This is a genomic window from Stenotrophomonas sp. FR010 (assembly GCF_047520755.2).
Lineage (GTDB): Bacteria > Pseudomonadota > Gammaproteobacteria > Xanthomonadales > Xanthomonadaceae > Stenotrophomonas > Stenotrophomonas sepilia.
Genome location: NZ_JAXBQT020000026.1, coordinates 1 through 24396, shown reverse-complemented (window position 1 = coordinate 24396; position 24396 = coordinate 1). Strand labels below are relative to the sequence as shown.

Annotated in this window: 25 protein-coding genes and 1 pseudogene; 9 read left to right on the top strand and 17 right to left on the bottom strand. The window is 66.8% G+C overall.

All coding sequences use genetic code 11. The features are described 5' to 3' along the window. The first annotated feature begins 20 nt into the window (after positions 1-20). Positions 21-1013: a Gfo/Idh/MocA family protein gene (locus tag ACM0PK_RS18785; RefSeq protein WP_414607740.1), complete on the top strand. Its 993-nt coding sequence runs from the start codon at positions 21-23 to the stop codon at positions 1011-1013. A 96-nt stretch (positions 1014-1109) separates the two neighbouring features. On the opposite strand, the gene hslU is transcribed toward ACM0PK_RS18785, so the two are convergent. From hslU to ACM0PK_RS18745, 8 genes are all read right to left on the bottom strand, one after another. Further along, positions 1110-2483 (bottom strand): ATP-dependent protease ATPase subunit HslU, encoded by a 1374-nt coding sequence (gene hslU / locus ACM0PK_RS18780; RefSeq protein WP_026347094.1) that lies wholly within the window; start codon positions 2481-2483, stop codon positions 1110-1112. A 102-nt stretch (positions 2484-2585) separates the two neighbouring features. Continuing rightward, positions 2586-3137 (bottom strand): ATP-dependent protease subunit HslV, encoded by a 552-nt coding sequence (gene hslV / locus ACM0PK_RS18775; protein ID WP_414607739.1) that lies wholly within the window; start codon positions 3135-3137, stop codon positions 2586-2588. 85 nt (positions 3138-3222) lie between these two features. Next, entirely contained in the window at positions 3223-4119 is an 897-nt protein-coding gene (xerC, locus tag ACM0PK_RS18770) for a tyrosine recombinase XerC (RefSeq protein WP_414607738.1), read from the bottom strand. A gap of 16 nt (positions 4120-4135) precedes the next feature. Then, positions 4136-4810 (bottom strand): DUF484 family protein, encoded by a 675-nt coding sequence (locus ACM0PK_RS18765; RefSeq protein WP_005419445.1) that lies wholly within the window; start codon positions 4808-4810, stop codon positions 4136-4138. Further along, positions 4807-5658: a diaminopimelate epimerase gene (dapF, locus tag ACM0PK_RS18760; protein ID WP_414607737.1), complete on the bottom strand. Its 852-nt coding sequence runs from the start codon at positions 5656-5658 to the stop codon at positions 4807-4809. Before dapF ends, ACM0PK_RS18765 begins: the two co-directional genes overlap by 4 nt. Next, positions 5651-5923: an LPS translocon maturation chaperone LptM gene (lptM, locus tag ACM0PK_RS18755; protein WP_414607736.1), complete on the bottom strand. Its 273-nt coding sequence runs from the start codon at positions 5921-5923 to the stop codon at positions 5651-5653. The genes dapF and lptM overlap by 8 nt, the downstream gene beginning before the upstream one ends. A gap of 82 nt (positions 5924-6005) precedes the next feature. Then, complete coding sequence (locus ACM0PK_RS18750; RefSeq protein ID WP_414607735.1) at positions 6006-6431, bottom strand: YbaN family protein; 426 nt, start codon at positions 6429-6431, stop codon at positions 6006-6008. Positions 6432-6485: 54 nt separating this feature from the next. Next, positions 6486-8597: a S9 family peptidase gene (locus tag ACM0PK_RS18745; RefSeq protein ID WP_414607734.1), complete on the bottom strand. Its 2112-nt coding sequence runs from the start codon at positions 8595-8597 to the stop codon at positions 6486-6488. 143 nt (positions 8598-8740) lie between these two features. Here ACM0PK_RS18745 and ACM0PK_RS18740 point away from each other — a divergent pair, with 143 nt between their 5' ends. After that, positions 8741-9934: a pyridoxal phosphate-dependent aminotransferase gene (locus tag ACM0PK_RS18740; protein ID WP_414607733.1), complete on the top strand. Its 1194-nt coding sequence runs from the start codon at positions 8741-8743 to the stop codon at positions 9932-9934. 119 nt (positions 9935-10053) lie between these two features. Here the strand turns inward: ACM0PK_RS18740 and ACM0PK_RS18735 are convergent, their stop codons facing one another. Together ACM0PK_RS18735 and ACM0PK_RS18730 are read right to left on the bottom strand one after the other, a co-directional pair. Further along, a complete protein-coding gene (locus tag ACM0PK_RS18735; RefSeq protein WP_414607732.1) occupies positions 10054-12150 on the bottom strand; it encodes a prolyl oligopeptidase family serine peptidase in 2097 nt (698 codons plus the stop codon). Between the two features lie 69 nt (positions 12151-12219). Next, a complete protein-coding gene (locus ACM0PK_RS18730; protein WP_180885248.1) occupies positions 12220-12519 on the bottom strand; it encodes a hypothetical protein in 300 nt (99 codons plus the stop codon). Positions 12520-12647: 128 nt separating this feature from the next. On the opposite strand from ACM0PK_RS18730, the gene ACM0PK_RS18725 reads away from it, so the two are divergent. Continuing rightward, positions 12648-13247 carry a lipocalin family protein gene (locus tag ACM0PK_RS18725; RefSeq protein ID WP_049438993.1) on the top strand — a complete coding sequence of 200 codons (600 nt, stop codon included), beginning with the start codon at positions 12648-12650 and terminating at the stop codon, positions 13245-13247. Positions 13248-13340: 93 nt separating this feature from the next. Here the strand turns inward: ACM0PK_RS18725 and ACM0PK_RS18720 are convergent, their stop codons facing one another. The 3 genes from ACM0PK_RS18720 to ACM0PK_RS18710 all read right to left on the bottom strand — a co-directional run bounded on the left by ACM0PK_RS18720 (position 13341) and on the right by ACM0PK_RS18710 (position 16123). Beyond that, complete coding sequence (locus ACM0PK_RS18720; RefSeq protein WP_065196496.1) at positions 13341-14030, bottom strand: methionine ABC transporter permease; 690 nt, start codon at positions 14028-14030, stop codon at positions 13341-13343. Beyond that, positions 14027-15034 carry a methionine ABC transporter ATP-binding protein gene (locus tag ACM0PK_RS18715; protein WP_005419464.1) on the bottom strand — a complete coding sequence of 336 codons (1008 nt, stop codon included), beginning with the start codon at positions 15032-15034 and terminating at the stop codon, positions 14027-14029. Before ACM0PK_RS18715 ends, ACM0PK_RS18720 begins: the two co-directional genes overlap by 4 nt. A 192-nt stretch (positions 15035-15226) precedes the next feature. Beyond that, complete coding sequence (locus ACM0PK_RS18710) at positions 15227-16123, bottom strand: DMT family transporter (protein WP_134972096.1); 897 nt, start codon at positions 16121-16123, stop codon at positions 15227-15229. 151 nt (positions 16124-16274) lie between these two features. Between ACM0PK_RS18710 and ACM0PK_RS18705 the strand changes: the two genes are divergently transcribed. From ACM0PK_RS18705 to ACM0PK_RS18695, 3 genes are all read left to right on the top strand, one after another. Continuing rightward, a complete protein-coding gene (locus ACM0PK_RS18705) occupies positions 16275-16757 on the top strand; it encodes a YajQ family cyclic di-GMP-binding protein (protein ID WP_005419468.1) in 483 nt (160 codons plus the stop codon). A 99-nt stretch (positions 16758-16856) separates the two neighbouring features. Next, positions 16857-17423: a DUF1415 domain-containing protein gene (locus tag ACM0PK_RS18700; RefSeq protein ID WP_414607731.1), complete on the top strand. Its 567-nt coding sequence runs from the start codon at positions 16857-16859 to the stop codon at positions 17421-17423. After that, on the top strand, positions 17420-18223 hold the full coding sequence (locus ACM0PK_RS18695) for an SDR family oxidoreductase (RefSeq protein WP_180885246.1): 804 nt from the start codon (positions 17420-17422) through the stop codon (positions 18221-18223). The genes ACM0PK_RS18700 and ACM0PK_RS18695 overlap by 4 nt, the downstream gene beginning before the upstream one ends. A gap of 102 nt (positions 18224-18325) precedes the next feature. Here the strand turns inward: ACM0PK_RS18695 and ACM0PK_RS18690 are convergent, their stop codons facing one another. Next, on the bottom strand, positions 18326-20356 hold the full coding sequence (locus ACM0PK_RS18690; RefSeq protein ID WP_414607730.1) for a M3 family metallopeptidase: 2031 nt from the start codon (positions 20354-20356) through the stop codon (positions 18326-18328). 165 nt (positions 20357-20521) lie between these two features. Here ACM0PK_RS18690 and ACM0PK_RS18685 point away from each other — a divergent pair, with 165 nt between their 5' ends. After that, positions 20522-20926 (top strand): hypothetical protein, encoded by a 405-nt coding sequence (locus ACM0PK_RS18685; RefSeq protein ID WP_134972094.1) that lies wholly within the window; start codon positions 20522-20524, stop codon positions 20924-20926. A 47-nt stretch (positions 20927-20973) separates the two neighbouring features. Here ACM0PK_RS18685 and ACM0PK_RS18680 read toward each other — a convergent pair whose 3' ends face one another. Next, complete coding sequence (locus tag ACM0PK_RS18680; RefSeq protein WP_065178017.1) at positions 20974-22086, bottom strand: PLP-dependent cysteine synthase family protein; 1113 nt, start codon at positions 22084-22086, stop codon at positions 20974-20976. Between the two features lie 126 nt (positions 22087-22212). On the opposite strand from ACM0PK_RS18680, the gene gloA reads away from it, so the two are divergent. After that, on the top strand, positions 22213-22731 hold the full coding sequence (gloA, locus tag ACM0PK_RS18675) for a lactoylglutathione lyase (protein ID WP_019660718.1): 519 nt from the start codon (positions 22213-22215) through the stop codon (positions 22729-22731). Between the two features lie 95 nt (positions 22732-22826). Further along, positions 22827-23255 (top strand): VOC family protein, encoded by a 429-nt coding sequence (locus ACM0PK_RS18670; protein WP_019660719.1) that lies wholly within the window; start codon positions 22827-22829, stop codon positions 23253-23255. Positions 23256-23322: 67 nt separating this feature from the next. Here ACM0PK_RS18670 and ACM0PK_RS18665 read toward each other — a convergent pair whose 3' ends face one another. Together ACM0PK_RS18665 and ACM0PK_RS18660 are read right to left on the bottom strand one after the other, a co-directional pair. Beyond that, positions 23323-23754: a CBS domain-containing protein gene (locus ACM0PK_RS18665; protein ID WP_005411115.1), complete on the bottom strand. Its 432-nt coding sequence runs from the start codon at positions 23752-23754 to the stop codon at positions 23323-23325. Positions 23755-24201: 447 nt separating this feature from the next. Then, positions 24202-24396 (bottom strand): annotated as a pseudogene (locus ACM0PK_RS18660) (glutamine--fructose-6-phosphate transaminase (isomerizing)); the annotation flags it as partial.

The window sequence follows — 24396 nt, the reverse complement described above, 5'->3', positions numbered from 1 at the left end:
CCCACTGTGAGGACAGACCCATGATCCTGGACAACGTGGTGTGGGGCTTCATCGGCTGCGGCAGCGTCACCGAGAAGAAGAGCGGCCCCGCCCTGGCCAGCACACCCGGCTCACGGGTGGCGGCGGTCATGCGCCGCAATGCCGCATTGGCCGAAGACTATGCGCGGCGCCACGCGGTGCCACGCTGGTACACGGATGCCGACGCGCTGATCGGCGATCCGGACGTGAACGCTGTGTACGTTGCAACACCGCCCTCCACGCACATGCAGTACGCATTGCAGGCGATTGCGGCGGGCAAGCCGGTCTATATCGAGAAACCCATGGCCCTGGACCTCGCCGAATGCGAGCGCATCCTGGAAGCCAGTGCACGCCGTGGCGTGCCCGTGTTCGTCGCCTACTACCGCCGCGCCCTGCCCCGATTCGCGCAGGTGAAGCAGCTGCTGGACAGCGGCGCGATCGGTACACCGCGCAGCGTTCGCGCCACCCTCCATCGGCCGCATTCGGTGAATGCCGCATCGCCGGACTTCTGGCGGACCAATCCCGCGATCTCCGGCGGCGGGCTGTTCGTCGATCTGGGCTCGCACACCTTGGACCTGCTCGATCATCTACTGGGTCCGCTGAGCGATGTGCGCGGCCTGGCCAGTTCATTGGCCGGCGCTTACGCCGCCGAGGACAGCGTCTCCATGTGCTTCCGCATCGGGCCAGGCGTGCATGGCATCGCGCAATGGAGCTTCTGCGCGTTCCGCCGCCAGGATGAGGTCGAGATCACCGGCGACCGCGGCCAGCTGCGCTTTGCCACCTTCGAGGATGCACCGGTGGTGCTGGAGACCGAAGCCGGTGTGCAGACGTTCGACATTCCCAACCCGTCGTCGATCCAGCAACCGTTGATCGCGCATCTGGTGGACGAGTTGCGCGGCAGCGGCCGTTCGCCCTCGACCGGCGTAAGTGCTGCCCGCACCAGCGCGGTGATCGACCAGGTACTGCAGGACTACCGCGCCCGGCAATCGTGCTGAGCGCCAACGCAAAAGGCCGCCCTGCGGCGGCCTTTTCTGTTGCAGTGGATGGAGTCAGGGCCCTCGCCGTGACGAGGGATCCGGCCGGATCGGGCGTTACAGGATGTAGCGGCTCAGGTCCGGGTCCTGCACCAGCTCACCCAGGTGTGCATCGACGTAGGCGCTGTCGATGGCCAGGGTTTCGCCATCGCGGTCCGGTGCCTCGTAGCTGAGCGAATCCAGCAGGCGCTCCAGCACCGTATGCAGGCGGCGCGCGCCGATGTTTTCCTGGCGCTCGTTCACCTGGAAGGCGATCTCGGCCAGACGCTCGATGGCATCGGCGGTGAAACTGACCTTGACGCCCTCGGTGGCCAGCAACGCTTCGTACTGCTTGGTCAGCGCAGCCTTCGGCTCGGTCAGGATACGCACGAAATCACCCTTGCTCAGCGCACCCAGTTCGACGCGGATCGGGAAGCGGCCCTGCAGCTCCGGAATGAGGTCGCTGGGCTTGGCCAGGTGGAACGCGCCCGACGCGATGAACAGGATGTGGTCCGTCTTGATCGTGCCGTACTTGGTGGACACGTTGGAGCCTTCCACCAGCGGCAGCAGGTCGCGCTGCACGCCTTCGCGGGACACGTCGCCACCGCCCACGTTGTCACCACGCTTGGCGACCTTGTCGATCTCATCGATGAAGACGATGCCGTGCTGCTCGCAGGCCTCGATGGCCGCGGTGCGGATATCGTCTTCGTTGACCAGCTTGCCGGCTTCTTCCTCGATCAGCAGCGGGCGCGCAGCCTTGATGGTCAGCGTGCGCTTGTGCGCCTTCGCGCCGCCGCCGAGATTGGCGAACATCGACTTCAGCTGCTGGCCCATTTCCTCCATGCCCGGCGGGGTCATGATGTCCATGCTGACGTTGGCGGCCAGGTCGAGCTCGATCTCGCGCTCGTCCAGCTCGCCGTTGCGCAGCATCTTGCGGAACTTGATGCGGGTCTCGTTGTCCTGCGCTGACGGTTCGTTGCGGGCGACTTCAGGATCGAAACCGATGCCGCCGCTACGACGCGGCAGCAGCGCATCGAGGATACGGTCTTCGGCGCGTTCCTCGGCCTGGGTACGCACGCGCACCTTGGCCTGTTCGCGATAGAGCTTGACCGCGGTGTCGGCCAGGTCACGGATGATCTGCTCGACGTCCTTGCCGACGTAGCCCACTTCGGTGAAGCGCGTGGCTTCGACCTTCACGAACGGTGCGTTGGCCAGCGTGGCCAGGCGGCGCGCGATCTCGGTCTTGCCGACACCGGTCGGGCCGATCATCAGGATGTTCTTCGGCATCACTTCATTGCGAAGCTCCGGCGCCAGCTGCATGCGGCGCCAGCGGTTGCGCAGGGCGATGGCCACGGCTCGCTTGGCGTCGTGCTGGCCCACAATATGCCGGTCCAGTTCCTGCACGATCTCGCGCGGGGTCATGGTGGCGGAGGAAACTTCGATCTTCGACATGGATGTGCTCACGGATTCATTGTCGGTAGTGCCGGCCGCTGGCCGGCAACCAGACACGCGTGCGGGGGACATGAGGTTGCCGGCCAGCAGCCGGCACGACCCTCACAGCTCCTCAACCACCACGTTGCGGTTGGTGTAGATGCAGATGTCGCCGGCGATGTCGATCGCCTCGCTGGCGATGGTGCGTGCATCCAGTTCGGTGTGCGCCATCAACGCGCGCGCGGCCGATAGTGCATAGGAACCACCGGAGCCGATGGCGATGATGCCGTCCTCCGGTTCGATCACATCGCCGGTGCCGCTGATGATCAGCGAGGTTTCCTTGTCAGCCACTGCCAGCAGAGCTTCGAGCTTGCCCAGGCGGCGCTCGGTGCGCCAATCCTTGGCCAGCTCGACCGCGGCGCGCTGCAGCTGGCCGTGCTTTTCCAGCTTGGCCTCGAACAGCTCGAACAGCGTGAAGGCATCGGCGGCGGCACCGGCGAAACCGGCCAGCACCTGGCCGTCGCGGCCAAGGCGGCGCACCTTGCGCGCGTTGCCCTTCATCACGGTGTGGCCCAGCGTGACCTGGCCGTCGCCGGCAATGGCCACGTGCTCGCCGCGACGGACGCAGACGATGGTGGTGGCGTGGAAAACGTTGGGGTTCTGACTGGGGTCCATGATGCCTCCGGGGTGACAGAACCAGAGGTGGGGACTGCGCTGCGCCCTTCAAGCCACCCGCGACCGGCTGACGCAGGGGCAACGTTCAGCTTTCTCCGCTGCCCTCGTTGCTGCGTCGACGCTTGGCGCGCGGATGCGCGGCGTCGTAGACCTTGGCCAGGTGCTGGAAATCGAGGTGGGTATAGATCTGCGTGGTGGCGATGTCGGCATGGCCCAGCAGCTCCTGCACACCACGCAGGTCGCCGGACGATTCCAGGATGTGGCTGGCGAAACTGTGCCGCAGCATGTGCGGGTGCACCTGCTTGAACAGGCCCTGGCGCTGCGCCAGCTGGCGGATGCGGATCTGCACCGCACGCTGGCTGATTGGCCCGTTGCGACCGGGGAACACCGGCGATGCCGGACCACCGCCACTTTCCGCGCGCCACGCCTGCAGCGCTTCGCGTGCCGGCCGCCCGAACGGCACCCGGCGCTGGCGGTTGCCCTTGCCCAGCACGTTGACCAGCCCGCTGTCGAAATCCAGGTCGCGCCAGGTCAGCGCGCAGACTTCGCTCAGACGCAGGCCGGAGGAATAGAACAGTTCCAGCAGCGCGCGGTCACGGCGGCCGAGCTCACCTTCCGGCTCCAGTTCGACCAGCTGCACCGCCTCATCGGCGTCAAGGACCTGCGGCAACCGGCGCGGCGCGCGCGGTGCCTTCAGCGTCGCTGCCGGACTGACCTCGATGCGCCCGTGCTTGAGCAGCCAGGCATAGAAGCTGCGGCAGGCCGACAGGCGGCGTTGCAGGCTCTTGGCCGACAGGCCGCGGCGATGCTCGTCGGCGACGAACTGGCGCAACACATCGGCATCGAGCGCCTCCACCGCTACGCCACGCGGTTGGGCCCAGACCGCTAGCGCGTCCAGGTCGCGGCGGTAGGCGTCAAGCGTATGCGCCGACATCCGCCGCTCCACCTGCAGGTGCTGCAGGAAGGCCTGTACCGCGCTCATCGTCGTCCGGTCCTGCTCAGTCGTGGAATCGCTTCAGGCCAGTGGCCAGGGCGTCGCCCATCATGCGCAGGAACAGCGTGCCCATGCCCGGGTAGAAGCGGTTCGGGTCGTGGCTGCCGACTGCGATCAGGCCGACGCCCGGCAACGGCAGCAGCGCGGTGGTCTGCACTTCCTCGCTGCGCACGCCGTACAGGACGGCATTCTTTTCCGGCTGCAGGCGGCCGCAGATCGGCTCGCCGTCGTTCAGGCAATCGCGGAACGGGCCCAGTTGCGGATCATCGGCAGCAATCACCTGCAGCCAGTCGGCCTGTTCCAGCCCGGCCACCGGCGCATGCACCACCAGCCGCACCAGGTCGCCGGCGAAGTCTTCCTGCAGCGATGCGGCCATCGCGCGCAGGGTATCGGCCGCGTTGTCCTGCTTCATCAGTGCCAGGGTCAGCTGGTGCGTGCGCACTGCCAGGCGTTCATTGACCTGGGCGGTGGCGCCCAGGTCGGCCAACCGTCGTGCCAGCTCGCGGTTCTTCTCGCGCAGCACTTCCAGCTGGTAGCTGGCCAGCGATGCGGTCGGGCCGTCATCGCGCGGCACCACCAGGGTCAGGGCCAGGTCCGGGAACTGCTTGAGGAAGCCGGGATGTCGCCGCAACCAGGCAGCGACTTCATGGGCCCCGAGCTTGTCGACGGTTTCGGTCATGCCATCCACTCCCCTTCGAATACGAATGCGGTCGGGCCCGCCATCACCACCGGCTGGCCATCGCCCGGCCACTGGATGCGCAGGTCACCTCCGGGCAGGCTGATGCGCGCATCGCGCTGCAGGCGGCCGCGCTGCATCAGGGTCACGGCGGCGGCGCAGGCACCACTGCCGCAGGCGAGGGTCTCGCCGACACCGCGCTCGAACACGCGCAGGCGGGCGTGCGCCGGGCCAATCACCTGGGCGAAGCCCACGTTCACCGAGCGCGGGAACGACGCGTGCTGCTGCAGTAGCGAACCCACGCGTTCAACCGGAGCGGCATCGATCAGGCCCACTTCGATCACCGCATGCGGGTTGCCCATCGACACCGCAGCAAAGCGGACGCTCTCCCCCTGCAGCGGCAGCAGGTACTCCTCGCGCGGATGGGCGAAGCCCATCAGCGGCACGTTGGCCGGCTCGAACGCGGGCACGCCCATGGTTACCGCGAATTGCCCATCACCGAGCACCTTCACTTCATGGCTGGCCAGCGGGCTGTCGATGACGAACGCATCGCCCTGCGCACTGCCCTCGCGCACCAGCCAGGCCGCGATGCAGCGCGCGCCATTGCCGCACTGCTCGGAATTGGAACCGTCGGCGTTCCAGATGCGGTACGAGGCCACCGAGCCTTCCGCACGCGGCGCCTCGATGGTCAGGATCTGATCGCAGCCGACGCCGGTGTGGCGGTCGGCCAGGCGCGCGGCCAGTTCAGGCGTGGGCGGCGCAGTGCCGTCACGCAGGTCGATCACTACGAAGTCATTGCCCGCGCCATGCATCTTGCTGAAGCGCAGCGCCGTGGAACTGGCCTTACTCATTCCCGCTGCCCGCCTTCTTCGCTGGCGCGGTTGCCGGCTGGGTGGTCGTTGCAGCCGGGTCGACGGTCGTGGCCGGGGCAACGGCGCCCTGGCCCTCGGCCGGGGTCGCCTCGGTGGCGGGCTCGGCGGCCGGTTCGACGGTTTCTTCCACCGGCACCGGCTTCTGCGGCAGTACCAGCGGGCCCTTGTTGCCGCAGGCGGCGAGGAGCAGCAGCGAGGCCGCTGCCAGCGGAATCAGGATGGCGTTTCGATGGGGGATCTTCATGCCCCGAGTATAGCCATTGGCGGCTGAGCGGTTCGTGCAGGGGATCGGGTTGCCGGCCAGCGGCCGGCACTACCGCAGACGCTCAATCCGTGGGCGGTGGCAACGGCCGCGTCCACAGCCAGATCGCCACCACGGTCATGCTGCCGATCGAGAACCACTTCACCCAGGCGACCGGCACGCACCACAGCATGATGCAGGCGCACACCGCCATGGTGATCGTGGCCATCCACTTGCCATAGCGGCTGACCGCACCATGTGCCTGCCAGTTGGCGATGGCCGGGCCGAAGCGCGGGTGCTGCAACAGCCAGGTGTGCAGGCGTTCGGACCCACGTGATGCAGCCCACGCCGAGATCAGGATGAATACGGTGGTCGGGAGGCCTGGCACGAAGATGCCGACGATGCCGGTGCCCAGGCTGACGTAGGCCAGCAGCCACCACGCCCAGCGGAAACGCACCACGCGCGGTGGCGTGGCGGTATCGCGGGATGCGGAGGGCTCGGGCAGGCTCATGGCCGCAAGGATAACGGTTCGGGGTGCCCGGCAACGCCCGGCACCCCTTCGCCGTTACGGCTGGGCGATGCCCAGCTGCTGCAGCACGAACGCGTACGACTCGGACAGCTCGCGGTAGCGCTGGAAGCGCCCCGACTTGCCGCCGTGGCCGGCTTCCATGTTGGTGCGGAACAGGATCGGGTAGGGGCCGGTGTTGTGATCACGCAGCTTGGCCACCCACTTGGCCGGCTCCCAGTACTGCACCTGCGAATCCCACAGGCCGGTCCCCACGAACAGCGCCGGGTACGCCTGCTGCTTCACGTTGTCGTAGGGCGAGTAGGACAGCATGTAGTCGTAGTACGGCTTCTGCTCCGGGTTGCCCCACTCATCGTATTCGTTGGTGGTCAGCGGAATGGTCGGGTCGAGCATGGTGGTGACCACGTCGACGAACGGGACCTGCGCCACCATCACCCGGTAATCCTGTGGGGCCTGGTTGGCCACCGCGCCCATCAGCAGGCCACCGGCGCTGCCGCCGGACGCAGCGACGCGATCCTTCGCCGCCCAGCCCTGTGCGACCAGGCCGCGGGTGACATCGATGAAGTCGTTGAAGGTGTTCTGCTTGTGCAGCAGCTTGCCGTTCTCGTACCAGTCGCGGCCCATTTCCTGGCCACCGCGGATATGGGCAATGGCATACACCACGCCGCGGTCGAGCAGGCTCACCGCGGTCTGGTTGAAGTACGGGTCCATCGACATCCCGTAGCTGCCATAGGCGTACTGGAACAGCGCGCCCTTGCCATCCTTCTGGTAGCCCTTGCGGTAGACCAGCGACACCGGCACCTTCACGCCATCGCGCGCGGTGATCCAGACGCGGTCGGTTTCGTACTTCGACGCGTCATAGCCGATCACCGGCTGCACCTTCAGCTGGCGGCGCTCGCCGGTGGCGGTGTTCAGTTCGAACACGGTGGTCGGGGTGGTCATCGAGGTGTAGACGTAGCGCAGCCACGGCGTATCGGCCTCGGTGTTGTCGCCCAGGCCCATCGAGTACGCCGGCTCATCAGCCTTCACGTAGTCGCTGCGGCCATCCTTGAACAGCAGGCGGATGCGCTCCAGGCCCTCGGAACGTTCGGCGATGGCGGTGTAGCTGTCGAACAGCTCGAAGCCTTCGATGAACACGGCATCGTCATGCGCGATCCAGTCCTTCCACTGCGCACGCGAGGTGGCATCGGTCGGTGCGGTGACCAGCTTGAAGTTCTTCGCACCGTCGTTGGTGCGGATCACCCAGCGGCCGTCGTAGTGGTCGGCGTCGTACTCGACGTCACGCTGGCGCGGGGCCAGCACGGTGAAGGTGGTCGGATCGCTGGCCGGTGCGTAGCGCTCTTCCGAGGACACGGTGCTGTGTACGCCGATGGTGATGAAGCGATCATCGCGGGTGCGGCCGATGCCCATGTAGAAGCTGTCGTCCTTCTCTTCGTAGACGACGGTGTCGGCGCTGGCTGGAGTGCCCAGCACGTGCTTCTTCACGCGCACGGTGAGCAGCGTTTCCGGATCGTTCTCGACATACAGCACGGTGCGGTTGTCGTCGGCCCAGACCAGGTCGCCAGAGCTGCCGGTGATCACATCGGGCAGCACCTTGCCGGTGGCCAGATCCTTGAAGCGGATCGTGTACTGGCGGCGGCCGACATCATCATCGGCCCAGGCCAGCAACTGGTTGTCCTGGCTGACCTCCATCGAGCCGACGCTGAAGTAGCCCTTGCCGGCAGCCATCGTACTGACGTCCAGCAGGATTTCCTCGGCGGCCTCCATGCTGCCCTTGCGGCGCGCGTGGATGGGGTAGTCCTGGCCGGTCTCGAAACGGCTGTAGTACCAGTAGCCGCGCTCGCGCGCCGGCACGCTGGAATCGTCCTGCTTGATGCGGCCGACGATCTCCTTGTACAGGGTGTCTTCCAGTGGCTTCAGCGGTGCCAGCAGCTGATCGGCGTAGGCATTCTCGGCCTGCAGGTAGGCCAGCATGTCCTTGTCCGCGCGCTTGTCATCGCGCAGCCAGTAATAGTCATCGTTGCGGGTCGCGCCGAACGGCGCCTTGACCACGTGCGGATGCCTGGCGGCGTCCGGCGGAACGGGCGGAGTGGCGGCGGTAGCAGTCGTGGTCATCAGGCTGGCGAGCAATAGGCAGAGGGTGGACTTCATGAAGTAGGGTTCCTGGCGCATCAATGCAATGGTCTTCGGCGGGGTCAGATCCCTTTTCCCGAAAGGGGATCTGACCCCAATCGCAGCCAAGCGGCAACCCTGCGGATCGTCATGGGCCATGCCGACCGGCGTACCATGGATCCATGAGCACCCTGCCCCACACGCCGGGCTACAGCCGGCGCAGCCATGAAATCGCTCCCTTCCACGTGATGTCCCTGCTGGCCCGCGCGCAGGCGCTGGAACAGGCCGGCCACGATGTGATCCACCTGGAAATCGGCGAACCGGACTTCACTACCGCCGAACCGGTCGTGCGTGCCGGCCAGGCTGCACTGGCCGCCGGCCACACCCGCTACACCGCCGCGCGTGGCCTGCCGGCGCTGCGCCAGGCGATCAGCGGTTTCTATCGCGGCCACTACGGTCTGGACATCGATCCTGAACGCATTCTGGTCACCCCGGGTGGGTCCGGTGCGCTGCTGCTGGCCAGCAGCCTGCTGGTCGATCCCGGCCGCCACTGGCTGCTGGCCGACCCCGGCTACCCGTGCAACCGCCACTTCCTGCGCCTCGTCGAAGGCGGCGCACAGCTGGTGCCGGTCGGCCCGGACACTGCGTACCAGCTCACGCCGTCCCTGGTGGAACAGCATTGGAATGCCGACAGCGTCGGCGCGCTGGTTGCCTCACCGGCCAACCCGACCGGCACGGTGCTCTCCGCCGACGAACTGGCTGCACTGTCGCAGACCCTGCACGCGCGGGGCGGCCACCTGGTGGTGGACGAGATCTATCACGGCCTGACCTACGGCCTGGACGCGCCCAGTGTGCTGCAGGTGGACGACAACGCATTCGTACTGAACAGTTTTTCCAAGTACTTCGGCATGACCGGGTGGCGGCTGGGCTGGCTGGTGGCGCCGCCGTCCGCAGTACCAGATCTGGAGAAGCTGGCGCAGAACCTGTACATCAGCGCCTCGAGCATCGCCCAGCACGCCGCGCTCGCCTGCTTCAGCGAGGAATCCATGGCGATCTTCGAGCAGCGCCGCGACGCGTTCCGCCAGCGTCGCGACTTCCTGCTGCCCGCACTGCGTGAGCTGGGCTTCCGTATCGAAGTCGAGCCACAGGGCGCGTTCTACCTGTACGCCGACGTCAGTGCATTCACCGACGACGCGCAGGCATTCTGCGCGCATTTCCTGGAAACCGAGCACGTGGCGTTCACCCCGGGCCTGGATTTCGGCTTCCATCGTGCCAACCAGCACGTGCGCCTGGCCTATACCCAGGAGGTACCGCGATTGCAGGAGGCGGTGGCGCGGATTGCGCGCGGATTGAAGCGTTGGCAGGGATCACGTTGACGGTAGTGCCGGCCGCTGGCCGGCAACGGCATCATCCACGCATTCCCGGTTTGCCGGCCAGCGGCCGGCACCACCGGATAAAGAAAAACGCCGCCCTGGGGCGGCGTTTTCCGTTCTGCTTACTTGCCGCCCAACCGCTCCCACAGGAAGCTGTAGGCCAGCGCCGACATGTGCGCGGCCTGCGCGTTGTTGGCGGCGCCGCCGTGCCCTCCTTCAATGTTCTCGTAGTAGGTCACGTCCTTGCCGGCGTCGATCATCTTCGCCGCCATCTTGCGGGCATGCCCCGGGTGCACGCGGTCGTCGCGGGTCGAGGTCGTGAACAGCACCGGCGGGTAGTTCTTCTTCGCGTTGAACAGGTGGTACGGCGAGAAGGTCTTGATGAACTCCCAGTCACTGGTATCCGGGTTGCCGTACTCGGCCATCCATGAGGCACCCGCCAACAGGTGGCTGTAGCGCTTCATGTCCAGCAACGGCACCTGCACCACCACCGCACCGAACAGCTCCGGGTACTGGGTCAGCATGTTGCCGGTCAGCAGGCCACCGTTGCTGCCGCCCTGCACGCCCAGGTGCTTGGCGCTGGTGATCTTCCGCTTGACCAGGTCCCGCGCCACTGCGGCCATGTCTTCGTAGGCCTTGTGGCGGTTCTGCTTCAGCGCCGCCTGGTGCCAGCGCGGGCCGTACTCGCCGCCACCACGGATGTTGGCCACCACGTACACGCCGCCCTTCTCCAGCCAGGCGCGGCCCATGCCACCGGAATAGCCCGGGGTCAGCGAGATCTCGAAGCCACCGTAGCCGTACAGCAACGTCGGATTGGAGCCATCGAGCTTCATCGCCCTGTCGTGCACCACGAAGTACGGCACGCGGGTGCCGTCCTTGCTGGTGGCGAAGTGCTGCTCGATCACCTTGCCCTTGGCGTCGAAGAAGGCCGGCATGGTCTTCAGTGTTTCCGGGGCCTGGCCGATCTCGGCCAGCGCCAGCGTGGTCGGGGTCAGGTAGTCGGTGGCGGTCAGCCACACCGCGTCGCTGTCATTGCTGTCCACTGCAGCCACGCCCAGCGTGCCGAAGGCCGGGGCGCCGACGAAGCGGCTGGTCTGCCAGCCATTGGCGCCCGGGGTCAGCACCGACAGGCGGTTCTTGACGTCGTCCAGCACGTTCAGCACCAGGTGGCTTTTGGTCCAGGTGGCGCTGGCCAGCGAGGTGGTCGCGGTCGGGGTGAACAGCACCTCGAAGTCGCGCTTGCCGGCCAGGAAGTCGTCCAGCTTGGTCGCCAGCAGCGAACCGGACGCATAGGTCTTGCCGCCCACGGTCCACGGGTCGCGCAGCTCCAGGGTCAGCCACTGCTTGTGCAGGCCCTTCTCGGCCGAATTCGGCGCGTCGATCTTGGTCAGCGTGCCGTCGTCGCCACGCAGGTAGAGTTCGTTGTTGTAGAACGCCAGCGTACGGCTGACCAGGTTGCGCTCGAAACCCGGGGTGTCATCGTGCATCGCCGCGATGTACATGTCTTCCGGCTTGCCTTCGTACACCACGGTGGCCGAGGTCATCGGCGTGCCGCGCTTCCACAGCTTGGCCACGCGCGGATAGCCGGACGTGGTCATCGTGCCGGCACCGAAGTCGGTGTAGACGAACACGGTGTCGCGGTCGACCCAGTTGAGGCCCCCCTTCGACTCCGGACGGAAGAAGCCGTCCTTGATCCAGGTCTTGTTGGCCAGGTCGAACTCGCGGGTGACGTCGGCGTCGGCGCCGCCGCGCGACAGCGCGATCAGGCAACGGCTGTAATCCGGGCGCAGGCAATCGGCGCCGTGCCAGACCCAGTTCTCACCCTCGGCCTTGTTCAGCGCATCCAGGTCGAGCACGGTCTCCCACTGCGGCGACGCCTTGCGGTACTCGGCCAGGGTGGTGCGCCGCCACAGGCCGCGCTCGTGCTGCTGGTCCTTCCAGAAGTTGTAGTAGTAGTCGCCGATCTTCTGCACGCCCGGAATCTTGGCATCGGAGTCGAGCACCTCGCGGATGCGGGTCTCCATCTGCTTGAAGGCCGGGGTCTGCGCCAGGCGCGCCTCGGACTTGGCATTCTGTTCCTTGACCCAGGACAGCGGCTTGTCGCCGGTGACGTCCTCCAGCCAGGCGTAGCGGTCGGTATCTTCAGCGGCCACGGCGGTCCCCACCGAGGCAGCGGTCATCATGCCGGCCAACAGGCAGGCGGAAGCGAGTCGTGACATTGCAGCTCCAGGCAGTCATAAGCCGTGGAACGCTAGCACGGAATGCCGCGGCCTCCCCCGTGTCGAAGGTCAGGCCGTGGCCGCCGGGCCGCACCGGCGACGCGCCTGTCCACCGGTACGCCGCACCTTCGGCAGCCGCGACAGGCGCGGCAGCGGGAAGCGCAACAGCGCCCACCAGGCCGCGAGCGGCATGCCGATCAGCCACATCGGCAGCCAGCCCAACCACGCGCTGCTGCCACGTGCCGCTGGCCAGACCAGTACCAGCGCCAGTCCGGCCAGCGCCAGTTGCCGCACGCCACGCAGCAGGCGCGGGTCGGCGCGTTCGATGATGCGTTCAGTTGCAGGGTGACGGACGGAACGTGTGTTCATGAGCCTTCTCCGGTAGACAATGCAACACAGCTTGGGCAAGCCCCTTCTCACAGATTGCGACACCATTGACGGATCGCGCACGCTCAGTCGACCATGCTCAGGCAAAGCCCTCCTGAGCCCGCTCCCGCATGACTTCGATCCGCCCGCTCTGCGCCGTGTTGCTGGCCCTGTCCCTGGCGGGCCCCGCCATGGCGGTCGGTGAGCCGCCATCACCCCGTGCCAGCGCCCCGCGCGCCGATCCGGATGCCCCGATCGACCTCAAGCGCTTCATGGGCACCTGGTACGTGATCGGCCGCGTGCCGAACTTCATCGAACGCGGGCACGTCGCCAGCGTCAACGAGTACGAGTTGCGCGACGAGCACAAGGTCGGCATCACCTACCGCTACCGCGACGGCTTCGGCGAACCCCTGCAGGAGATCCGCGCACGCGCCAGCGTCGACCCGGACAGCGGCAACCACGGCTGGCGCACCTGGTTCTACCGCGTGGTGCCGACCCACTCCCGGGTGCTGGACGTCGCCCCGGACTATTCGTGGGCACTGATCGGCTACCCGGGCCGCGAGATGGCGTGGATCTTCTCGCGCACGCCGGACATGGACAAAGCCTTGTACAAGGAGCTGGCCGAGCGCCTGCGTGACGAGTACGGCGTGAACACCGACAAGCTCAAGCGCGTGCCGCAGCACCCGGAGCAGGTCGGCAAGCTGGGCTACGAAGTACCGAACGCGCGTTGACCGCACGTGGAATTGCCGGCCAGCGGCCGGCACTACCGTTTCCAGGCAATGGGGTAGAGCTGGCCGCTGGCCGGCTACCGGCATGCGTAGCGGTTACTTGCGGCTGTAATGCGCGACCAGGCGGTCGCCGAGCATCTGCAGCAGCTGCACCAGGACCAGCAGCAGGACCACGGTGACCAGGGCCACGTCGGTGTGCGAACGCTGGTAGCCATCGCGGAACGCCAGGTCGCCGAGGCCGCCGGAACCGATCGCACCGCCCATCGCAGTGAAGCCGATCAGGGCCACGGTGGTGACGGTGGCACCGGCGATCAGGCCGGGGCGCGCTTCCGGCAGCAGCACGCGGGTCACCAGCTGCCAGGTGGTGGCGCCCATCGCCTGGGTCGCCTCGATGACGCCTCGATCCACTTCGCGCAGCGCGGTCTCGACCAGGCGCGCATAGAACGGCGCTGCGCCGATCACCAGCGGCACGATCGCGCCGCGCACGCCCAGCGAGGTTCCCATCAGGAACAACGTGACCGGAATCAGCACGATCATCAGGATGATGAAAGGCACCGAGCGCAGCAGGTTCACCACCAGTGCCAGCGCGCCATAGGCGAACGGCCTCCGCTTCATCTGTGGCGCGCCAAACAGGTACAGCAGCACGCCCAGCGGCAGGCCGATGGCCAGCGTCAGCGGCAGCGAACCGAGCAGCATCAGCAGCGTGTCGAGGGTGGCCTGGCCGATGTCGGCCCACTTGCCCGCATCCAGGTGACGGAAGAAGCCGCCAGCAGCAGCAATGATCATCGACGCAGCTCCTCGACGTGCACGCCGGCGGCCACGAAGGCAGCCTGCGCGGCGGACTGGTCGCCGCCCACCAGGGCGACCACCAGCTGGCCATACGGGGTGTCCTTGATCCGGTCGATACGGCCGGACAGGATGTTGTAGTCGACCCCGGTCTGCCGCGCGACGCTGCCGAGCAGGGGTTCGTAGGTGTCGCCACCGAGGAAGGTCAAGCGCACAATACGGCCGCCAACGGCATCGAAATCACGGTGCAGCGCCCCCTCGTCCACATGCTCCGACTCGCTGACGAACCGGCGCGTGGTCGGATGCTGGGGGTGCAGGAACACCCGGGTGACCGGACCGGTTTCGACCATCTGGCCGGCATCGAGCACCGCAACGCGGTCGCAGACACGGCGGATCACGTCCATCTCGTGGGTGATCAGCACGATGGTCAGTCCGAGCTCGCGATTGATCTTCGACAGCAGCGACAGCACCGAAGCGGTGGTCTGCGGGTCGAGCGCACTGGTGGCCTCGTCGCACAGCAGGATCTGCGGACGGGTCGCCAGCGCGCGGGCGATACCGACGCGCTGCTTCTGGCCACCGGACAGCTGCGCCGGATACTTCTGCGCATGCGCTTCCAGGCCCACGGTCTGCAGCAGCTCGGCCACGCGCGCGTCGATTTCCGCCTTCGGCGTGCCGGCCAGTTCCAGCGGGAAGGCGACATTGCCCGCCACCGTGCGCGACGACAGCAGATTGAAATGCTGGAAGATCATGCCGATGCGCCGGCGCAGCGCGCGCAGGCCGTCCGCGTCCAGCGCGGTGACATCCTCACCACCGATCAGCAGCCGGCCACCGCTGGGTTCTTCCAGGCGGTTGATCATGCGGATCAGGGTCGACTTGCCGGCGCCGGAATGGCCGATGATGCCGAAAACCTCACCGGCCTCGATGGTCAGGTCCAACGGTTGCAGCGCGCTGATCTCGCGGCCGGCAACGGCATAGGATTTGTGCAGGCGCTGGAACTCGATCACGGGCGTGGCTCACCGGCTGGGTGACGGAAGGGGGCGTGCAGCCTACCAGCGCAGGCGGTCGCGCGCCCGCGCCATGGGCCAGAATGTTATTCCTTTTGGTTCTAAGCCGCTGCCCACGGTAGTGCCGGCCGCTGGCCAGCACCTGCAGCAGTGCCTCCGGCGCAAGGGGTTGCCGGCCGGCCCTACCCCGGTTCAGGGATGATCCAGCGGCTTCGGCGGCTCCTGCCTGTTCACCCGCTCGCGGTGCAGCAGGTAAAGCCCCGAAGCCACGATGATTGCCGCGCCCACCCAGGTATAGCCATCGGGCAGCTGGCCCCAGAAGGTCAGGTCCCAACCGATCACCCAGACCAGCCCGCTGTACTCCAACGGCGCGATCATCGAGGCCTCGCCCAGCTGGAAGGCCCTGGTCAGGGCGATCTGGCCCAGCGCCCCGGCCAGGCCCATGCCACCGATCAGCGGCGCATGTGCCAGCTGCAGTGGCACCCAGCCGGGAAGGGCCAGCAGCCCGGCACCGATGGCCATGATCACCAGGAACCAGACCACCATCGACTGCGAGGTATCGGTGCGGGTCAGCAGGCTGACCGTGATCGCCGCAATGGCATAGGCGGTGGCCGCGGCCAGCACCATCAGCCCCGGCACCGAGATGAAGCCATCGACGCCCGGCCGCAGCACCACCAGCACACCGACCAGGCCAATCCCGATGGCGACCCAGCGCCGTGGCCCGACCCGCTCGCCCAGCAGCGGCACCGACAATGCGGCGATCAGCAGCGGGGCAACGAAATAGATGGTGTAGGCAGTGGACAGCGGCAGGTCGCGCAGGGCGAACACGAAGCAGCCGATCATCGCCATGCCCAGCGCACCACGCAGCAGGTGCAGCCCCCAGCGGCGCGGCACCAGTGAACGCGGCCCGGCGCTGGCCAGCACCCAGACCAGCACGAACGGCAACGAGGCCGCGCCGCGCAGGAAGGTTACTTCCAGGGTGGGGTAGCTGGCCGACAGCTGCTTCATGCCAGCATCCATCAGCGAGAAGCAGGCGACCGCAGCGACCATCCAGGCCACTGCGCGCGAGGGGGAGCGTTGCACGTTCATGGCCCATTATCGCCGACCGCACGGGATTGTAGAGTCGAGCCATGCTCGACTGCCTTGTGAAGAGCAGTCGAGCATGGCTCGACTCTACAAAGGGCGGGCATGGGGCCCTCGCGATAGAATGGCTGCCACTGAATCCTGCGGAGCATCGCCCATGCCTTCCTTCGACGTCGTGTCCGAAGTCGACACCCACGAACTGACCAACGCCATCGACCAGGCCAACCGCGAACTGGCCACCCGCTTCGATTTCAAGGGCGTGGATGCCAAGTTCGAACGCGATGGCGATGTGATCAACCAGTTCGCGCCGACCGAGTTCCAGCTCAAGCAGATGAACGACATCCTGCGTGCACGCCTGGCCGCGCGCGGCATCGACGTGCTCAGCCTGGAGTTCGGCGACATCGAGACCAACCTGGCCCAGGCCCGGCAGAAGATCACCGTCAAGCAGGGCATCGAGCAGAAGATCGCCAAGAAGATCGCCGCTGCGCTGAAGGAAGCCAAGCTGAAGGTTGAAAGCCAGATCAATGGCGACAAGCTGCGCGTGCAGGGCAAGAAGCGTGATGACCTGCAGGACGCCATCGCCGTGCTCAAGGCCGGCAAGTTCGAGCTGCCGCTGCAGTTCAACAATTTCCGCGATTGATCTGGCCGCCGGGCATGGCCCGGCGCCGGCACCTGCGGTAAGACGGCGCGTTGCAAGCGACGCGCCTACAATGTCCTCCCCCCAGCCGACGTGCCCGCCATGACCGACGCCCAACTGCCCACCGAGGACCCGATCGCCGCCACCCGCCTGTGGCTGGAACGCATCGTCATCGGCCTGAACCTGTGCCCGTTCGCCAAGGCGGTCTACGTGAAGGACCAGGTCCGCATCGTGCTCAGCGATGCGACCACGACGGAAGCTCTGGTTGAGCAGCTGGCCGAGGAACTGGTCCTGCTGCGCGATACGCCGGCCGAGCAGATCGATACCACGCTGATCGTGCATGCGCAGGTGCTGACCGATTTCCTCGACTACAACGACTTCCTCGACAACGCCGACGCGGCGATCGAGGCGCTGGACCTGCAGGGCATCCTGCAAGTGGCCAGCTTCCACCCCGACTACCAGTTCGACGGCGTGGCCGCGGACGACGCCAGCAACTACACCAATCGCGCGCCCTTCCCCACCCTGCACCTGCTGCGCGAAGACAGCGTGGCGCGCGCGGTGGACGTCTATCCGGATCCGGACGTGATCGTCGAGCGCAACATCCAGACCCTGGACCGCATCGGCGTGGACGGCTGGCATCGCCGCCTGCGTGGCGAAGACCTGTCGTGAGCACGGTGCCGCCGATTGCCGCTTGGCCGGCTGCGCCGCTGTCGGGCAAGGTGGTGCTGGTCACCGGCGGCGCCAACGGCATCGGCCGTGGCATCGCGCAGGCCGTGCTCGGCGCCGGTGGCCGCGTGCTGATCGGCGACCTCGACGTGGAGGCCGGCGAGGCGTGCCTGGCGGAATGGCAGCGTGGTGAGGATGCCGTGTTCCAGCGCCTGGACATCACCGACGAAGCCAGCGTGCGCGCCTTCATCGCCGTGGCCCTGCAGCGTTTCGGCCGCATCGACGGCCTGGTCAACAACGCGGGGATTGCCAGCCCGCACGGCACGCTGCTGCAGGACATGGACTGGGACGAGTGGCAGCGCCGGCTGTCTTCGCTGCACGGCGCGTTCCTGTGCAGCAAGCATGCGTTGCCGGCGCTGACCGCCAGCGCCGCCGGTGCGATCATCAACATCGCCTCGACCCGCGCCTGGCAATCCGAAGCACACAGCGAAGCCTATGCCGCAGCCAAGGGCGGACTGGTGGCGTTCACCCATGCGCTGGCGATCAGCGCCGGCCCGGCGGTGCGGGTGAACAGCATCAGCCCGGGCTGGATCGGCACCAGCGAGTGGCAGGCACCCTCACGCCGACACGCACAGGAGTATTCGGCCACCGACCATGCGCAACACCCGGTCGGCCGCGTCGGCCAGCCGGAGGACATCGGTGCGTTGGCCGTGTACCTGCTGTCATCACTGTCCGGTTTCAGCACCGGCCAGGATTTCATCGTCGACGGCGGCATGACCCGGAAGATGATCTACGCCGAATGACCTGCCACCGGTAGTGCCGGCCGCTGGCCGGCATTCCGGTAGATCCACGCCATGCGTGGATGGCGGTGAAGTGCCAACCAAGGTTGGCACCTACCCGACGCCTTACGCCATGCCCGAGTGGCGCAGCAGCGCATCGATCTGCGGAGCACGGCCGCGGAAGGCCTTGAAGTTGTCCGCCGCCGGGCGGCTGCCACCGCGCGACAGGATCTCATCACGGAAGCGTGCACCGGTTTCAGCCAGTGCCTGCGGCGCTTCCTCGAAGGCGGCATAGGCGTCGGCGCTGAGTACCTCGGCCCACTTGTAGCTGTAGTAACCCGCGGCGTAACCGCCCGCAAAGATGTGGCTGAACTGGTGCGGGAAGCGGTTCCAGGCCGGCGGGTGGTTCACCGCCACTTCCGCGCGCACGCGGTCGAGCAGCGCCAGCACGCTGTCCTGCGCTGGTTCGAACTGGCTGTGCAGCAGCATGTCGAACAGGCCGAACTCCAGCTGGCGGACGGTGGCCATGCCGCTGTGGAAGTTGCGCGCGGCCAGCATGCGCTCGTACAGCGCGCGCGGCAGCGGCTCGCCACTGTCCACGTGCGCGGTCATCGCCTGCAGGTGGTCCCATTCCCAGCAGAAGTTCTCCATGAACTGGCTGGGCAGCTCCACCGCATCCCATTCCACCCCGTTGATGCCAGCCACGCCCAGTTCGCCGATGCGGGTCAGCAGCTGGTGCAGGCCGTGGCCCATCTCATGGAACAGCGTGGTCACTTCGTTGTGGCTGAAGGTGGCCGGCTTGCCGTTGGCACCGCGGCCGAAGTTGCACACCAGGTAGACCAGCGGCGTCTGCACGCTGCCGTCGGTGCGCACGCGACGGTTGCGGCAATCATCCATCCACGCCCCGCCGCGCTTGCCCTCGCGGGCGTACAGGTCCAGGTAGAACTGGCCAACCAGCGCGCCCTGCGCATCGACCAACCGGAAGAAGCGCACATCCTCGTGCCACACCGGCGCGCTGTCCTCCTGCACGCGCAGGCCGTACAGCTGCTCGATCACCGAGAACAGGCCACCCAGTACCTTCGGCTCGGTGAAATACTGCTTCACCTCCTGCTCGGAATAGCTGTAACGCGCCTGCTTCAGGCGGTCGGCGGCGAAGGCCAGGTCCCAGGCCTGCAGGCTGTCGATGCCGAGCTGTTCGCGCGCGAACTGCTCCAGCTCGGCGCGGTCCCTGGCGGCGAACGGCTTGGCACGCGCGGCCAGGTCACGCAGGAAACCGAGCACTTCGGCCGGGTCCTGCGCCATCTTGGTCGCCACCGAGTAATGGCCGTACGAATCGAAGCCGAGCAACGCAGCCAGTTCGGCGCGCAGGGCAAGGATGCGGTCGATGTTGCCGCTGTTGTCCAGTGCGTCATCGCCGAATTCGGACGCACGCTGGGCGCTGGCGCGGTACAGGATCTCGCGAAGGTCGCGGTCCTCGCCCCAGGTCTGCATCGGCAGGTAGCACGGCATCTGCAGGGTCAGTTTCCAGCCGGCCTTGCCGTCCTTCTGTGCTGCGGCATGCGCGGCGGCCTTCACGTCTTCCGGCAGGCCCTTCAGCCGCGCTTCGTCTTCGATGATCAGCGACCAGGCATCGGTAGCGTCGAGCACGTTCTGCGAGAACTTCGCCGACAGCGCCGACAGTTCTTCCTTGATCGCAGCAAAACGCTGCTGCGCCTCGGGCGCCAGCTCGGCGCCGCCCAGGCGGAAGTCGCGCAGGGTGTTGTCCAGCACCTTGCGCTGGGCTTCATCGAAATGCGCCGCCTCCGCGCTGGCGGCCAGCGCCTGGTACTGGCGGTAAAGCGCCAGGTTCTGCCCCAGCGCACTGGCGAAGCGGGTCACCCGCGGCAGGTTGCTGTTGTAGGCCTCGCGCAGCTCCGGGGTGTTGACCACGCCCTGCAGGTGGCCGACCAGGCCCCAGGCGCGCCACAGGCGCTCGGTGGCATCGTCCAGCGGGGTCACGAAGGTCTGCCAGGTGACCGGCTGCACCTGCTCGGCTGCGCTGACGGCGGCTTCGGCCTCGGCCAGCAGCACATCCAGCGCCGGCGCCACGTGCTCGGGGCGGATCGCCTCGAAGCGCGGCAGGCCGGAAAAATCGAGCAGGGGGTTGGCAACGGTCACGGCAGGTCTCCAGGGTACGGGCCCGGCAGGCGGGCAGCCCGGTAGATATGGCGCTGCCAGGCATCGCTGACAAGGGGGCACGGCATTCACATCGGCCTTACGCGCGCCCGCCGAAGCTCTGGGTGCGGGGGAGTCCGCAGCGGCACGTACCGAACGAGGCCCTACATGGATGGTCTGGCTGCAGTTGCATCCGCCTCACCGGCGCGGTCGCTGGCACTGTCTGCCAGCGCGGCCGAACTGGCCTGGATCGCCGCGCTGTGCGATGCCGGCGACGACGCCCCGCGCCACCTGCAGCAGTTGCAGGCGGTGCTGCAGCAGGGCGGCACGTTCAATGAAAGCCAGGAGTGGTACCCGTTCGAAGTGATCGAGCGCGGCGCCAGCCAGCTGCAGCTGGGCCATGAACGCGAGTTCGTGATCTGCGTGCTGCTGTGGTTGCAGGCATTGGCCCAGGGCCGCGCCAGCATCCTGGATCCCACCCTGCACCTGGATGACCGTGCGATGGACATCGAGGCGTTGCCTGATGCGCTTCGCGACGCGGTGCTAGACGCCTTCACCGCAGCGGGGTACTGAGACACCGTCGCGGACGCCGGCATGGCCCGGCGCGAGCTTCGTCCGTGCTACAGCGCTTCCAGGCTGCACCATGGCAGCTCGGGCAACCCCTGCCCGGCGACCGCTGCGGCCAGCTGCGCATCGGCGCCGTCGACATCGATGCCCTGGCGCAGGTACCACGCCGGGTCGTAATAGCTCTGCGCATAGCGCTCGCCGCTGTCGCACAGGATGCTGACGATGCTGCCCTGGTGGCCCGCCTCACGCATCCATTGCGCCGCCTGCAGCACGCCGATGAAGTTGGTGCCGGTCGAGCCACCGACACGGCGGCCGAGCTGGCGGCTGACATGGCGCATCGCGGCCAGGCTCAGTGCGTCGGGTACCTTGACCATCGCATCGACGCTGGTCGGGATGAAGCTCGGCTCCACCCGTGGCCGGCCGATGCCTTCCACGCGCGAACCACCACTGCAGGTCAGGTCGCGCCAGTCCTGTTCACCGGCCACGGCGGCCCGGTAGCCGTCGAAGAACACCGACACTTCCGGGTCCGCGCACAGGATGCGGGTGTCGTGGCGGCGGTAGCTGACATAGCGGCCCAGGGTGGCGGCGGTACCGCCGGTGCCGGGGCTGCACACGATCCATTCCGGAACCGGGCTGGGCTCTTCGGCCATCTGCTTGAAGATGGACTCGGCGATGTTGTTGTTGGCACGCCAGTCGGTCGCGCGCTCAGCGTAGGTGAACTGGTCCATGAAGTGGCCACCGGTTTCACGGGCCAGCTTTTCCGAATCACAGTTGAGGTCGCAGGCGCGTTCGACCAGGTGGCAGCGGCCGCCTTGGAACTCGATCGCGGCGATCTTTTCAGGCGAGGTGGTGGCCGGGATCACTGCAATGAACGGCAGGCCGAGCAGGCGCGCGAAATAGGCTTCGGACACCGCCGTCGAGCCGCTGGACGCCTCGATCACCGGTCGCCCTTCGCGCAGCCAGCCATTGGCCAGCGCATACAGGAACAGCGAGCGCGCCAGCCGGTGCTTGAGGCTGCCGGTGGGATGGCTCGACTCATCCTTCAGGTACACATCGATGCCCTCGAACCCGGGCAGCGCCAGCGGGATCAGGTGGGTATCGGCGGAGCGGTTGAAATCGGCTTCAATCTTGCGGATGGCGGCGGCCACCCATTCACGCTGCGACATGGCGGGCAATCGTTGTCAGGACGGAACGGTGCGATCCGGCCATTGTACGTCGCGGTACCGTCAGGTGCTGGCCGGTAGAATGCCCCCATCCGGCCGGCAACGGCCCTGTCTGAAGGACCTCCCCCCATGACCATTCCCGCCCTGCGCGATGTCCCCGGCGTCGCCGCCCAGGCCCCGGCCGAAACCACCGGCTTCGTGTTCAACCACACCATGCTGCGGGTGAAGGACATCACCGCCTCGCTGGACTTCTACACCCGCGTGCTCGGCTACCAGCTGATCGACAAGCGCGACTTCCCGGAGGCCCAGTTCAGCCTGTACTTCCTGGCCTACCTCCCGGCCGGCGTGGTGGTACCGGAAGACGACAGCCAGCGCCGCCTGTGGATGGCCGGCCTGCCGGGCGTGCTGGAACTGACCCACAACCACGGCACCGAAACCCAGGACGGCGCGGTCTACCACGACGGCAACAGCGACCCGCGCGGCTTCGGCCACATCTGCGTGTCGGTGCCGGACATCGAGGCGGCCTGCCAGCGCTTCGAGGACCTCGGGGTAACCTTCCAGAAGCGCCTGACCGACGGCCGCATGAAGAACCTGGCCTTCATCAAGGACCCGGACGGCTACTGGGTCGAGATCATCGCCAACGTCTGACCCCGAAAAGGGGACGGAGGGGATTAAGCCGTTTCTGGCACTATTGTGCTGGAAGCGACTTAATCCCCTCCGTCCCCTTTTTCTGTGAGGTTCGTATGGAAACGATGGAACTGCACCGTGGCCGCCTGATCGACCACATCCAGCTGGTGGTGCGTGACCTGGCCGCCAGCCGCCGCTTCTACCAGGCAGTGTTCGATACGATCGGCATCCCACTGGGCGGCGAAGGGCCAGACTTCTTCTGGGCCGACGAGCTGTTCATTTCCAGCGCCAGCAGCCGTGCCGCCGCCGGCCAGTTGACCGGCCGCCACCATCTCGCCTTCCAGGCCCGCGACAGCGCAACTGTTGATGCCTTCCACACTGCCGCGATCGCCGCCGGCGGTACCGACAATGGCGCGCCAGGCGAACGCCCCTACCACCCGGGCTACTACGGCGCCTTCGTGCTCGACCCCGATGGCAACAACATCGAAGTGGTCTATCACGGGCCGGCGAACTACAGCGCCGATTCGGTGAAGGTCACTTTCTGATATCACCGGCGCCGTGAATGAAGAAGCCGGGCAATGCCCGGCTTCTCTGCTTCCAGCGCTGCGGCCCTCAGTGGGCGGCCATGTAGATGTCCTGCAGCACGGCCTTTTCCAGTTCCAGCTCGCCCAGCAGGTTCTTCACGATATCGCCCAGGCTGAGGATGCCGACCAGGCGGGTGCCTTCGGTGACCATCAGATGACGGCGCCGCGAGTACGTCATCAACGACATGGCCTGTTTCAGCGTGGCTTCCGGCGCAATGCCCTCCAGACCGGTGGACGGCAGGCTGGAAATCACCCGGCGGCCGGCCTGCGGGCCGTCGTCGGCCAGGGTGCGCACGATGTCCTTCTCGGAAATGATGCCGACCGGGGCATCGTCCTTCATCACCACCAGCGCAGCGATCCTGTTCGCGCTCATCTTGTGGGCGGCGGCACCGATCGTGTCTTCGGCATCGATGGTGATGACAGCTTCTTTCTTGGATTGCAGGAGTTCGCGGACGTTCATTCTTGTTTCCTGGTGCAGGTCACTGAAGTCAAAAAAGTGTGCTCTTCCGATACGCCCCCTCCCCGGGAACAGACCTTTCAGCGCACGTCTGGCGCACCCGGCTGCCGCTTGGAATGACTCGGCAGACGACGTGCTGCAACGCGAACGAGGTGGGTTCAATCGCTCAACCCGAACCTCGGCCAGATCGATTCTACGACTGCGACCCTCGGTCACTACCGGCATCGATGGGACAGTTCGTCGTGGGAACCAACTGACGATCCAGAGAATGGCACCGCGGCTGAAACCGCCGCTGAATACAGGCGGCTTCGCGCATTAAAGAATGATTGCCTGCTGCCGCCGACGGACAGAATGCCCGGCAGCTGTCCCACTTCGCACTGCGTCCGGCACAAACGAAAGGGGCCTCGCAGGCCCCTTTCGCATGCAGCATCCCACAGATCCGGGAATGCCTTACTCCACCGTCACGCTCTTGGCCAGGTTGCGCGGCTTGTCCACGTCGGTGCCGCGTGCCAGCGCGGTGTGGTAGGCCAGCAGCTGCACCGGGATGGTGTGCACGATCGGGCTGAGCACGCCCGCATGGCGCGGCGTGCGGATCACATGTACGCCTTCGGACGCGTTGAAGTTGCTGTCCTGGTCGGCGAACAC